A 12,609-nucleotide genomic window follows, 5' to 3' on the forward strand; every position below is an offset into this window, starting at 1 on the left:
GATACTAGTAGGCCAAGGCGAGGCGGAAATGCAGGCGGTTGGCATCGCGCTGTCCCGTGTCGCCGCCATTGACGACATGGGCATAATCGAGTTGCAGATTGGCATAGCGGCTCAGCAGCAAACGCAAGCCGAGTCCGCCGCTGGCTATGCCTTGCGAAGCGCTTTCGCCGGGCAGCGCATGGTTGCGGCGCAGCCAGGCCGTGTCATAGAAGGCCAGCGCGCGGCATTGGTAACCGAGGGCCTGGCCGCACCAGTTCGGCGTGTACAGCTCCAGGTTCAGGCTGGCGCCCGAGTCATTCGACACCTCGCGCTCGGCAAAGCCGCGCACGGACGCGGCGCCGCCGGCGCCGAACTGCTCGCCCGGCACCAGCGCGTCCGGCGTGACTTGCGCATTGACGAGCGCGCGCCATTGCCAGTCGCCGGCCAGCACGCGTCCCGAGCTGGCGCTCAGGCGCACCGTGTTGTAGGCGGCCTTGGCATGCGCGCGCACGCGGTCGAAATCGGCTTGCGCGCCATGCTTGCCGCCAGGAATGTTATGCGCGAACGTGACGGCCACGCTGGTCTCGCCCGCGGGCAAGGTCCAGTTGCCGATGTAGCTGACGCTGAGCGGGTGCACGGTGACGTCGGCGCCCAGCTCCATGCCGAACAGCTGCACGCTGTTGCGGTACGCCTTGTAATCGATGCCGTACACGAGCTTGGGTTCGAAATCGCCGCTGCGGGCAAAGTTCTGGTTGTAGCGGATGCCGGCCATGCTGCCCTGGCCGCTGACGGCCAGGTCGAAGATGCCGGCCGAAACGCTGCCCGAATCGACGTTCGAATAGCTGGCGAAAAAGTCCATCGAGTCGCCCAGCGCATACAGCGGCAAGTGGTAGCCGGCGCCATACACGCCCACCTTGTCCGGCTTTTCCAGGCTGCTCGTGTATTGCAGGCTGGCCACATGGTCGCGGCCGAACAGGTTGGCATGCTGCAGCACCACGCCCACGTGCGTCTTGCCCGTTTGCGCATTGCCCGTATTGTCCACGTTGAGCATGGCTTTCCAGGGCTGCTCATCGGCCACCGTGACGATGGCGTCGATGGCGCCCGCCGGCTCGTCGGCCTGCAGGCGCACTTCGATCTTGCGCGCCGGATTTTCGTTGGCCAGCTTCAGGCTTTGCGACAAGGCCGGCAAGTTCGGCGTCTCGCCTTCGCGCAGCGACGGCAAGGCGCGCCGCACGTTGGCCTCGTCGACATGAGTATTGCCGCTGATGGCGAGCTTGCCCAGCGGTGTTTGCAGCACGCTCAGGCGCACCACGCCCCGTTCCAGTTCCTGTTCCGGCAGTTGCACCTGCACGGCGCTGTAACCGCGCTCGCGGTAAGCCGCCTCCAGCGCCTCGACGGCGCGCGCGATGTCGGAAAAATCGCGCTGCACTCCCGTAAAGGGCGCCAGCAAGGCTTGCACCTGCGCCGACGTGAGCAGGGTATTGCCCTGGACATCGAAGCGGCGGATTTCGAAGCGCGGCACGCCGTCTTCCTGCAGGGCAGGAGCAGCTTCATCCATGGAAACGGCAGCGCCGGCAGCGCCGACGGCGAACAGCAGCGCGGAACCCGCAAGCAGGTGCACCAAACGATATGTCATGTGAAGGATTTCTTGTGTAACCGGACAAGCGCGCGACCCGCAGGCGCCAGCGTGTCCGGCAATGGATTGAAGACAAATTTTAGACGGCTTTTTGTTTCCAGTCAGAAATTTCTAACATTTCTCCCTGATTTTTATCGCAACGCAACAAACAGTGCGCGCACAGTGATAAAAATGCCGCAATAACGGGCATTTTCCGGCGCGCTGGCAGCCTTATTTACTGTGCAATTCTGTCACGCCATCCCAGTCGGCTGGCGGCGGCAAGCTGCGATAGCGCTCCAGGCGCGCCACGTACAGCCGGTACAGGCCATCATCGGGAAAGTCCGCCTGCAAGCGGGCCAGCTGCGCGCCGGCCGCCGCCCAGTCGCGCACGCGCAACAAGGCCAGCACCGCGTGCCAGCGTTCCAGCTGCGCCAGTTCCGCGGCCGTAGCATCAGCCAGCAAGCCGCGCGGCTCGAAGATGGCCACGGCTTCCTGCTTGCCCTGCACTCTGACCCGATCCAGCTCGCGGTACAGGAATTCGACGGCGGCCGCGCGCGTGGCCTCGCCCACCACGATGCCCACGCCATACAGCTTGCTGGCGCCTTCCAGGCGCGCGGCCAGGTTGACGCTGTCGCCCATGACGGTATAGGCGCGACGGATACGCGAACCCATGTCGCCCACATGCATGGGTCCCGTATTGAGGCCGATGCCGATGCGCAGCGCCGGCCAGCCGCGCGCGCAAAACTGCTGGTTCAGCCGCGCCGCGCTGCCCTGCATCAGCAGGGCGCTGGCCACGGCCCGGCTGGCGTGATCGGCAAAGGCGACGGGCGCACCCCAGAACGCCATCACGGCGTCGCCGATGTATTTGTCGAGGGTGCCGCCATGGCTGTCGCGGATATCTTCCGACATGGCCGTCAGGTATTCGTTGATGTATTCGCGCAGGGTGGCCGGCGCCAGCTGCTCGGAAATGGCAGTGAAACCGCGCACGTCGGCAAACAGCACCGTCAGTTCGCGGTTCTCGCCCTCCATGGTGTAGCGCTGCGGATCGTCGGCCATTTCGGCGACCAGTTCGGGCGCCACATATTCGCCGAAACGGGCCACCAGCGCGCGTCCCTTGCGCACCTCGAAAAAATAGCCCCACGCCAGGTTGGCGATGAACAGCGCCACGATCAGCAACAGCAGCACGGCGCCGCCCAGCACCAGGTCGTGCACGGCATACAGGTACAGATTGATGGCGATGACGGCCGCCAGCGCGCCCACGGTCGCCAGCATCACGCCGGCCGGCGGCAGCATGGCCAGGGCGCCCGCCAGCAGCAGGCCAAACAGCACGATCTGCACCAGTTCGAACGCCAGCGCATAGTCGGGCCGCGCCTTGAAGCGCCCGTCAAGCATGGACTTGATCAGGTTGGCATGCACTTCCACCCCCGGATACTCGGCATTTACGGGCGTGGCGCGGATGTCGTTCAAGCCGGGCGCCGTGGTCCCCACCAGCACGAGGGCGCCCTTGAGCAGCGCGGGCGGCACCGCGCCGGCCAGCACGTCGGACGCCGACACATAGCGGAAGGCGCCGCCATCGGGGCCGCCCGCGCCGCGGTACTGCACCGTGGTGGTCAGGGCTTCACCCACGGGGATCGCCAGCGCGCCGCGCGGCGTGAACAGCATGATGTGTTCGAGTCCGCCGCTGGCCAGTTCGCGCGTCGACAGGGTATCGGCCGTGCCCGTGAAACGGGGGGCGATGGCGCGCGCCTGCAGGTAGACGGCCACCGTGGCCAGCGACAGCGACGGATAATAGCCGTCGCCGATGCGCTGCAACAGGGTCGAGGAGCGCACCACGCCATCGGCATCGGTCAGCGCCGTGAAGATGCCGGCGCCCTGCGCGGCCGCCTGCAGGGGCGCGATATTGGCTTCGTAGCCGCGCGCCACGTAGGCCGTGACGCTGCGCCCGTTCAAATCGGCAACGGTAAAAGCCGGCTTGGGCAGCACGCCCTTTCTTTGCTGCTCCGATACGCTGTAGCCCAGCACCACGGGCTGGCCGCGCATGGCCTCGGCAAACAGGCCATCGTAATCCATCGCCGGGCGCAGTTTTTCCAGCTGCGCCGGCAAGCCGGCCACGCCCGCCAGTTCACCCCGCGCCAGGCCCTGCAGCACGGCGTAGCCGGAACTGGTGTCCGCTTCGGGAAACGAGATATCGAAGCCCAGCGCGGCCACGCCGTAATGGCCGGTGAGCTGGCGCACCAGGCGCGCCTGGATGTCGCGGCTCCAGGGGAAGCGGCCCACCCGGGCCAGACTTTGCTCGTCGATGTCGACGATGACGATGCGGTGGTCCAGCTGCGGCGTCTCGGCACGCATGCGCCAGTCGCCCAGCATGGCGTCGAGCCGCGCGACAGTGTCGTTGCCGGCCAGGCACAGGACGGCCGCCGCCAAGGTCAGCAGTATGCCCAGCAGCGACCGCGCCCCATGCTTGCGCAAGGCCAGCGAAAGCTTCAAGGGGTATAGCCCGGAATGGCCGCCTCGTCGACGGCATCGATCTGGCTCGGATGCATGTGCTTTTCAGCGAAGGTCAGATAGACCTTGCTGCGGATGAAAACGTCGAACAGTTCCGGGTCGATATGCCCGTTCAGGCTGAAATTGCCGAGGATGCGCAGGGATTCGGACAGCGACTTGCCCTTTTTGTACGGCCGGTCGCGCGCCGTCAGCGCCTCGAAAATATCGGCAATCGCCATCAGCCGCGCCGGCACCGACATCTGCTCTTTCGTCAGCCCGCGCGGATAACCCTTGCCATCCATGCGCTCGTGGTGGCCGCCCGCGTATTCCGGCACCTTCTGCAGGTGCTTGGGCCACGGCAGCGCTTCGAGCATGCGGATCGACACGCTGATATGGTTATTGACGATGGCCCGCTCGGCCGCCGTCAGGGTGCCGGCGCGGATGGTCAGGTTTTCCGTCTCGTCGGCGTCGAGGAAATCGCGCAGTTCGCCGTCGGCCGCGCGCCAGCGGCGCCTGGCGATCTGCCGCACGCGCTCCTGGTCGGCCTGCGCCATGCTCTCGCCGCCGACGTTGACCGTGCGAATGAAGTCGCGCTCTTCGCGCAACGCCGCCTGCTCCTGCGCCAGCGCGCGGGCGATGGCGTCCTTTTGCTGCGGCTGCGCCGCCTGCTGGCGCAGGGCTGCGATCTCGGCGTCGCGCAGCAGCACTTCGTAGCGCGTGTCGATCAGGGCGATGCGATCAAAAATGGTTTCCAGCTTGGTAGCCTTGTCGACCACGTGCACGGGCGTGGTGATCTTGCCGCAGTCGTGCAGCAAGCCGGCCAGCCACAACTGCTTGCGCTCGTTGTCGCTGAGCCGGAAATCGGCCAGCGGCCCCGTTTGCGTGGCGTGCGCGGCGTCGGCAAGCAGCATCGTCAGCTCGGGCACGAACTGGCAGTGGCGGCCCGTGTACGGCGATTTTTCATCGATGCCGATATTGATCAGGGTAACGAGCGATTCGAGCAGCTCTTCCAGCTGCGAAATGAGCAGCTGATTCGTCAGCGCCACGCCCGCCTGGGCGGCCAGCGCCTCGATGAAGCGCTGGTCGGTGGAGGAAAAGGCGCGCACCTGGCCCGTCTCGCCATCCTTGGCATTGACCAGTTGCAGCACGCCGATCAGGTCGCCCTCGTGGTCGCTCATGGGCACCGTCAGGATCGATTGCGTGTGGTAGCCGTGGTGGCGGTCGAAGTCGCGCATGCCGGAAAAATTGAAGCCCTCGTCGCGATACACGTCGGCGATGTTCACGCTGCGGCGCAGGTTCGCCGCATACGCGGCCACCGACGCCAGGTTCGGCTGGCCGACATCGTCAAACAGGGGCACGCCAGGCAAACCCATGTCGGCGCCCTGCGCGATGCCCAGGCTGTCGTTGACGCTGATGTCGAACGCCAGCTGACGGCCCCCGGCCATGGGCCGGTACAGGGTGGCGCCATCGGCGCCGCTCATGCTTTTTGCCAGCAGCACGATGCGCTGCAACAGCGCGCCGATATCGTGCCCTTCGCCGCCCAGGCCATGGCCAAGCGCGACACTGAGTTCGGTCAATTGCTCCAGTCTGTGGGCGATTCTCTCAGGGTGCAACTGAGGCATGTTGGTGGCAATCAGGTAATGGGCAAGCAAAAAAGGGGAAGTCGGCAAGCGCCAGTGTAACGGCCACCCTGCGCACTGTACATTACTTAGTTGCAACAAAATGAAATAACTTGCCGTATTGCAACACACATAAATGTTGCCGCCAATCTCATTAATTAGAATAGAATCAACAATAATTACACCGTAACAAGGTACTGAATGAAATTCACGTTCAGGGGCGTGCGCGGCTCCATCCCCTCTCCCGGCCCGCGCACGGCGCGCTATGGCGGCAACACCACGTGCATCGAAGTACGCACCGACAACGATAGCCTGATCATCCTCGATGCGGGCAGCGGCATCTTCTCGCTGGCGCAGCAACTGCCACCGGGCGAGCCCGTCGACGCGCACGTCTTCATCACGCACAGCCACTGGGACCACATCCACGGCCTGCCCATGTTTTCGCCCCTGTTCGTGGCCGGCAACCGCATGCGACTGCATGGCGCCTTTGACGCCATCAGCGGACGCGGCATCGAGCACGTGATGGCGGTGCAGCTGCAAGGCAGCTATTTTCCTGTCAGTGAAGCGGCCATGGCGGCCAGCATCGAGTACCGCACCCTGGCGCCCGGCGAAGCCGTCGAGGTGGGTGGCGCGCGCGTGCGCGGCGCGGAAATGAACCACCCTGTCGTCAATCTCGGCTACCGCATCGACTGCGGCGGCGCCGCGCTGTTTTTCAGCGGGGACCATGAACCGTTCTACAACCTGCATCCGCCCGGCCATGCCGAGCACGCGGCCTGCGCGGCGCGCAATGCGCAGCGCCAGGCCAGCATCGATGCGCTGGTCGCCGGCGTCGATGCGCTGATCATGGATTGCTCGTACACGCGCGAGGAATACCCGGGCAAGCAGGGTTGGGGCCACGGCACCTTCGACGCCGCCTTCGACCTGGCCCTGCGCTGCGGCGTGCAGCGCCTGTACTGCACCCACCACGAACCGACGCGCAGCGACGAACAGCTCGAAGCCGTGTTTGCCGACGTGATGGGGCGCTACAGCAGCCGCCTCAATGGCCTGCAAGTGTTCCTCGCCTACGAGGGGCTGACGGTGGAACTGGCCGGCGCATAAAAAAAGGGAGCCGCAAGGCTCCCTTTTTACTGGCGTTGGCTATCCATTACATGATGTGGTGGCCAATCCACCATGCCACTGCGGCAACGAAGGCGGAAGCAGGGATCGTGAAGATCCAGGCCCAGACGATATTGCCTGCCACGCCCCAGCGCACGGCCGACATTTTTTGCGACGAGCCGACGCCGACGATGGCGCCCGTGATGGTGTGCGTGGTCGACACGGGAATGCCCAGCGCCGTCGAGACGAACAGGGTGATCGCGCCGCCCGTTTCGGCGCAGAAGCCGCCGACGGGTTTCAACTTGGTGATCTTCTGGCCCATGGTCTTGACGATGCGCCAGCCACCGAACAGGGTGCCGAAGCTGATGGCCGTGTAGCACGAGATGATGACCCACATCGGCGGCATGGCATCGGCCGCGCTCGAGTAGCCGGCGGCGATCAGCAGCATCCAGATGATGCCGATGGTTTTTTGCGCGTCGTTGCCGCCGTGGCCCAGGCTGTAGGCTGCCGCCGATACCAGTTGCAGGCGGCGGAACCACTTGTCGACCTTGCGCGGCGTCGAACGCACGAAGATCCACGACACGAGCAGCATCATGATGGAACCGAATACAAAGCCCAGCACCGGTGCGATCACGATGAAGGCCACCGTTTTCCACAGGCCGGCCGCGACCAGCGCGCCCGTGCCGGACTTGGCGACGGCGGCGCCCACCAGGCCGCCGATCAGCGCATGCGAGGACGACGAAGGAATCCCGTAGTACCAGGTAAACAAATTCCAGAAGATGGCGCCCATCAGCGCGCCGAAGATCACGTACTGGTCGATCACCGCCGGGTCGATGGTTCCCTTTCCCACCGTGGCGGCCACGGTCAGCTGGTGGAACACGAAGATGGCGACGAAGTTGAACGTGGCGGCCATGGCAACCGCGGTCTGCGGTTTCAATACGCCCGTCGAGACCACCGTGGCGATCGCATTGGCGGCATCGTGGAAGCCGTTCATGAAGTCAAACAGCAGTGCGAGGACGATCAACAGGCCTAGCACGTAGATGCTGATTTGTATGGTCATTGTAGTTTCTTTTCTGATTCTGGTTCAGGACAGGCCCAACGCTTACGCGTTTTCGACGATGATGCCTTCGATAATATTGGACACATCTTCGCAACGGTCGGTCACGGTTTCCAGAATTTCGTAGATCGCTTTCAGCTTGATCAGGTTGCGCACGTCCGGTTCGTCGCGGAACAGCTTGGACATGGCGGCGCGCATCACGTGGTCGGCGTCCGATTCCAGGCGGTCGATCTCTTCGCAGATGGCGACGATCTTGCGCGAGTTATCCATGTTGTGCAGCATGGCGACGGCGTCGCGCACTTTTTCGGTACAGGCCAGCACCAGTTCGGCCAGGCGCTTGGCTTCCGGCGTGACGGCCTTCAGGTCGTACAGCGAGACGGTTTGCGCCGCATCTTCCAGCAGGTCGAGGATATCGTCCTGGCGCGTGATCAGCTGATGGATGTCATCGCGGTCGATCGGCGTGATGAAGGTCTTGTGCAGCATTTCCACGGTGGCGTAGGTGACTTTGTCCGCCTGTTTCTCGATGCTTTCGATCGCATGCACGCGGTTTTCCAGGTCATCGAAATTGGTCATCAGGCCGAGCATCTCTTTGGCGCCCTTGACGCACAATTCCGCGTGCTGGTTAAACAATTCAAAAAACTTGCCCTCAGTGGGCATCAAGCGTCCAAACATGTCATTCTCCGTTAAGCATTGAGTCGTGTTATTTACTACAGAAAGCCACCCCTTTTGATGAAGGGGCGGCCAATGGAATATCAGTGCTGCTGTGTTAGTCGCCTTGGTAAAGCGCCAGGCCACCACTGTAATTGCCAAATTTGGTGTACTGCCCCATGAAGGTGAGGCGGATGCTGCCGATTGGACCGTTACGTTGTTTACCGATGATGATTTCGGCCGTTCCCTTGTCCGGCGAGTCGGGGTTATACACCTCGTCGCGGTAAATGAACAGGATCACGTCGGCATCCTGCTCAATAGCGCCCGATTCGCGCAAGTCGGACATGACAGGACGTTTGTTCGGGCGTTGCTCCAGCGAGCGGTTCAGCTGGGACAGCGCAATCACGGGGCAACCGAGTTCTTTCGCCAGGCCTTTCAATCCTCGTGAAATCTCGGAAATCTCCGTGGCGCGGTTGTCGCCCGGCGTATTGGCCGACATCAGCTGCAAGTAATCGACGATGATCAGACCCAGCTTGCCGCATTGACGCGACAAACGGCGCGAGCGGGCGCGCAACTCGATGGAATTCAAGGCCGGCGTTTCATCGATGTACAACTGCGCGTCGTTCATCTTCTGGATCGCATTCGTCAGGCGCGGCCAGTCTTCGTCGTTCAGGCGGCCCGTGCGCAGGCGATGCTGGTCGAGCTGTCCGACGGAGCCGAGCATACGCATGGCCAGCTGGGCGCCGCCCATCTCCATCGAGAACACGGCCACGGGCAAGCCGCTGTCGATGGCCACGTTTTCGCCGATGTTGACGGAAAACGCCGTCTTGCCCATCGATGGACGTCCTGCCACGATCACCAGGTCGCCCGGCTGCAGACCGGAGGTCATGCGGTCGAGGTCGATGAAACCGGTGGGCACGCCCGTGATTTCACTCTGGTTGTCGCGGCTGTACAGTTCGTCGATGCGCTCGACCACCTGCGTCAGCAGGGGCTGGATGGCGGTCCAGCCCTGGGCGCCGCGCGCGCCCTCTTCGGCGATGGCGAAAATCTTCGATTCGGCCTCGTCAAGCATCTGCTTGACTTCCTTGCCCTGCGGGCTGAAGGCCGTGCCGGAGATATCGTCGGCGACGGTAATGAGTTTACGCAGCACGCCGCGGTCGCGCACGATCTCGGCGTAGCGCCGGATGTTCGCGGCCGATGGCGTGTTTTGCGCCATGGCGTTCAGGTAAGCGAGTCCGCCCACATCATCGGCCTTGCCGAGCTGGGTCAGGGTTTCAAAAACAGTAATGACATCGGCTGGCTTGGAAGCGTTAACCATCTTGACGATTTGCTCGAAGATGATGCGATGGTCATAGCGATAGAAATCCTCCGCATGCATGAAGTCGGCGATGCGGTCATATGCGGCATTGTCGCGCAGCAGACCACCGATAACGGATTGTTCTGCTTCGATCGAATGCGGCGGAATACGGAGGGAATCCAGTTGCGGATCAGAGGGGGCGTTCATGGCGCGAATTATACCCGCTTCGGCGTGCTGGCAAAAATAAAGGGCTGAAATTGAGCGAAAAAAAGGCCACAAAAAAGCCGGGCGAACCCGGCTTTTCATAGTGCGGCAACGCTTGCGGGCCAGGCCCGCAGACGATTACGCGTTCGCGTCTGGAACGACAGCGATAACAACTTCCACAACCACGTCGGTATGCAGAGCAACCGAAACGTTGTGCTCGCCAACGATCTTCAGCGGGCCGGTAGGCATACGGATTTGTGCTTTTTCAACAGCAAAACCTTGCTTGGTCAGCGCTTCAGCGATGTCGAAGTTGGTGACGGAACCGAACAGACGGCCATCAACACCAGCTTTTTGAGCAACTTGAACGGTCAGGCCGCTCAGTTTTTCGCCCTGGGCTTGCGATGCGGCCAGTTTAGCGGCAGCAGCTTTTTCCAGTTCGGCGCGCTTGACTTCGAATTCAGCCACAGCGGTTGCCGTAGCACGACGTGCCAGGCGTTGCGGGATCAGGAAGTTACGTGCGTAACCGTCTTTGACTTTGACGACTTCGCCGAGGTTACCGACGTTAACAACTTTTTCTAACAGAATGATTTGCATAGTTCTTCTCCAGGAATATCTGACCGATTAAGCGTGGTGCAGATCGGTGTATGGCAGCAGCGCGAGGAAGCGAGCGCGCTTGATTGCGGTGTCAACTTGGCGCTGGTAGTGCGCTTTGGTACCGGTCAGGCGTGCTGGCATGATCTTGCCGTTTTCTTGGACGAAGTCTTTCAGCGTGTCGACGTCTTTGTAGTCGACTTGCTCAACGTGAGCTGCGGTGAAGCGGCAGAACTTCTTGCGTTTGAACAACGGGTTTTGCTGTTTGCGTTTTTCTTTAAGCTTGAGCTTATTTTTGTCGAACTTTTTACCGAATGCCATGTCAGGCTCCTGTATCTAAAATGCGCTAGTCAGAATTGACTGCACTAAAATCAATGATGTGAAACACCAAACTCTTGCTGTTGCGGCTCTTCCTGGCCAGGAAACCCGTGAACTGATACACCCCGCCCAAGCTTGCCTGGCTGAACCGGCCTGAGATTTCGCCAGCGGCTAGCGCGGCAACATCAAACTCGGTCAAACGGGCAATCCCTGCTTCCATCTGCTGCGAACTGTGTTGCAATACTGCATTCACAATCGGCAGCCCTGCCGGGGTATAGCGCAATATTTCGCGCTCAGCAATGATGGCGGTTACTTGTAGCTGGTTCAGCGCACGATCCTGGTCAAGAATTAAGCTGCTGCTGCGGCTGGAGCGGCTGCTGGTGCTTCGGTGCGGTGGCTTTTGGCCGCGTCTTCGCGTTGTACCGATTTCATCATCGGCGAAGGAGCTGTTTCAGCTTTCTTCATTTTAACGGTCAGGTGACGCAACACGGCATCATTGAATTTGAATGCTGTTTCCAACTCGACCAGGGTCTCGTTGTCGCATTCGATGTTCAGGCAGATGTAGTGTGCTTTAGGCAGCTTTTGGATCGAGTAAGCCATTTGACGGCGGCCCCAATCTTCCACGCGGTGAACCGAACCGCCGCGGGTGGTTACGCTGGCTTTGTAGCGTTCGATCATCGCGGGCACTTGCTCGCTTTGGTCCGGATGGACGATAAAGACTATTTCATAATGACGCATGCAAACTCCTTCAGGTCGGATTGATAATCGCCCACCCCGGCGTCAAGACGGGTGTGGGAAGGTCAGCCGAAGATTATAACCGCCTTTTGCAAACGTTTCAATCATTCCTTCCACATGGGCCCGAAAAGCCCGCGCGCCACCGTGCTTTCCGCCCGTGGACAAGTATTTCTTGCGAAATTCGCCCAAAACACGGAAATCCCCTTGCATAGTGGGCGATACTGTACAAAAATACAGACTGTTCATATAGACAGCATTTTAGTATGCACCCACCGCTCATGATCAAGCTGACAGCACGACAAGAACAAATCCTGAACCTGATCAAGGACGCGATTGAAAACACGGGCTTCCCTCCCACCCGTGCCGAAATCGCCAATGAACTGGGTTTCAAATCGGCCAACGCGGCCGAAGAGCATTTGCAGGCCCTGGCCCGCAAGGGCGCGATCGAGATTTCGCCCGGCACCTCGCGCGGCATCCGCCTGATTGGCGCCGCCGCCGAAGCGCTGCCATCGAAGGTGCCGGCAGCGCTGCTGATGTCGCTGCCCCTGATCGGCCGGGTAGCGGCCGGTTCGCCCATCCTGGCGCAGGAAAACCTGGAAGCGAGCTACAACGTGGACCCGGCCCTGTTTTCGGCCAAGCCCGACTTCCTGCTGAAGGTGCGCGGCTGGTCCATGCGCGACGCCGGCATCATGGATGGCGATTTATTGGCTGTCAAGAAGGTCGACAGCGCCAAGAATGGCCAGATCGTCGTGGCCCGCATCGGCGACGAAGTCACCGTCAAGCGCTACAAGAAGACGGGTTCCGTCATCGAATTGCTACCGGAAAACCCGGACTTCAAGGTGATTACCGTGTCGCCGGAAGATGAGTTTGCACTGGAAGGGCTGGCTGTCGGCCTGATGCGCAGCTGGCATTAAATCACTGCAGCTAAAGAAAGGGCCGCAACAGCATGACTGTTGCGGCCCTTTCT

Annotated in this window: 12 protein-coding genes; 2 read left to right on the forward strand and 10 right to left on the reverse strand. The window is 61.7% G+C overall.

From position 1 onward, the window contains the following. Positions 1-4 precede the first annotated feature (4 nt). From O0881_RS09300 to O0881_RS09310, 3 genes are all read right to left on the reverse strand, one after another. Positions 5-1,615 carry a ShlB/FhaC/HecB family hemolysin secretion/activation protein gene (locus O0881_RS09300; RefSeq protein WP_289911023.1) on the reverse strand — a complete coding sequence of 537 codons (1,611 nt, stop codon included), beginning with the start codon at positions 1,613-1,615 and terminating at the stop codon, positions 5-7. 210 nt (positions 1,616-1,825) lie between these two features. Next, the gene (locus tag O0881_RS09305) at positions 1,826-4,081 is read right to left on the reverse strand and encodes an adenylate/guanylate cyclase domain-containing protein (RefSeq protein WP_289911024.1); all 2,256 of its coding nucleotides are present in this window, start codon (positions 4,079-4,081) and stop codon (positions 1,826-1,828) included. Further along, entirely contained in the window at positions 4,078-5,700 is a 1,623-nt protein-coding gene (locus O0881_RS09310; protein WP_289911025.1) for an HD family phosphohydrolase, read from the reverse strand. Before O0881_RS09310 ends, O0881_RS09305 begins: the two co-directional genes overlap by 4 nt. 198 nt (positions 5,701-5,898) lie before the next feature. Between O0881_RS09310 and O0881_RS09315 the strand changes: the two genes are divergently transcribed. Continuing rightward, complete coding sequence (locus O0881_RS09315) at positions 5,899-6,795, forward strand: MBL fold metallo-hydrolase (RefSeq protein ID WP_289911027.1); 897 nt, start codon at positions 5,899-5,901, stop codon at positions 6,793-6,795. Positions 6,796-6,841: 46 nt separating this feature from the next. On the opposite strand, the gene O0881_RS09320 is transcribed toward O0881_RS09315, so the two are convergent. From O0881_RS09320 to rpsF, 7 genes are all read right to left on the reverse strand, one after another. Further along, on the reverse strand, positions 6,842-7,852 hold the full coding sequence (locus O0881_RS09320) for an inorganic phosphate transporter (RefSeq protein ID WP_034783457.1): 1,011 nt from the start codon (positions 7,850-7,852) through the stop codon (positions 6,842-6,844). Positions 7,853-7,894: 42 nt separating this feature from the next. Further along, positions 7,895-8,521, reverse strand: a complete 627-nt coding sequence (locus O0881_RS09325; RefSeq protein WP_010400015.1) for a DUF47 domain-containing protein — start codon at positions 8,519-8,521, stop codon at positions 7,895-7,897. A gap of 94 nt (positions 8,522-8,615) precedes the next feature. Next, positions 8,616-10,001, reverse strand: coding sequence for a replicative DNA helicase (locus O0881_RS09330; RefSeq protein WP_034750488.1), 1,386 nt, complete (start codon positions 9,999-10,001; stop codon positions 8,616-8,618). Positions 10,002-10,136: 135 nt separating this feature from the next. Further along, positions 10,137-10,592, reverse strand: coding sequence for a 50S ribosomal protein L9 (gene rplI / locus O0881_RS09335; protein ID WP_034783456.1), 456 nt, complete (start codon positions 10,590-10,592; stop codon positions 10,137-10,139). A gap of 27 nt (positions 10,593-10,619) precedes the next feature. Continuing rightward, positions 10,620-10,910 (reverse strand): 30S ribosomal protein S18, encoded by a 291-nt coding sequence (rpsR, locus tag O0881_RS09340; protein WP_010400024.1) that lies wholly within the window; start codon positions 10,908-10,910, stop codon positions 10,620-10,622. Positions 10,911-10,935: 25 nt separating this feature from the next. Further along, positions 10,936-11,235 (reverse strand): primosomal replication protein N, encoded by a 300-nt coding sequence (gene priB, locus O0881_RS09345; protein WP_034783455.1) that lies wholly within the window; start codon positions 11,233-11,235, stop codon positions 10,936-10,938. Positions 11,236-11,255: 20 nt separating this feature from the next. Further along, the gene (gene rpsF / locus O0881_RS09350; protein ID WP_034750499.1) at positions 11,256-11,645 is read right to left on the reverse strand and encodes a 30S ribosomal protein S6; all 390 of its coding nucleotides are present in this window, start codon (positions 11,643-11,645) and stop codon (positions 11,256-11,258) included. A gap of 275 nt (positions 11,646-11,920) precedes the next feature. Here rpsF and lexA point away from each other — a divergent pair, with 275 nt between their 5' ends. Next, positions 11,921-12,556: a transcriptional repressor LexA gene (lexA, locus tag O0881_RS09355; RefSeq protein WP_034783454.1), complete on the forward strand. Its 636-nt coding sequence runs from the start codon at positions 11,921-11,923 to the stop codon at positions 12,554-12,556. Positions 12,557-12,609 lie beyond the last annotated feature (53 nt).

The organism is Janthinobacterium sp. SUN100, assembly GCF_030397705.1.
GTDB lineage: Bacteria > Pseudomonadota > Gammaproteobacteria > Burkholderiales > Burkholderiaceae_D > Janthinobacterium > Janthinobacterium kumbetense.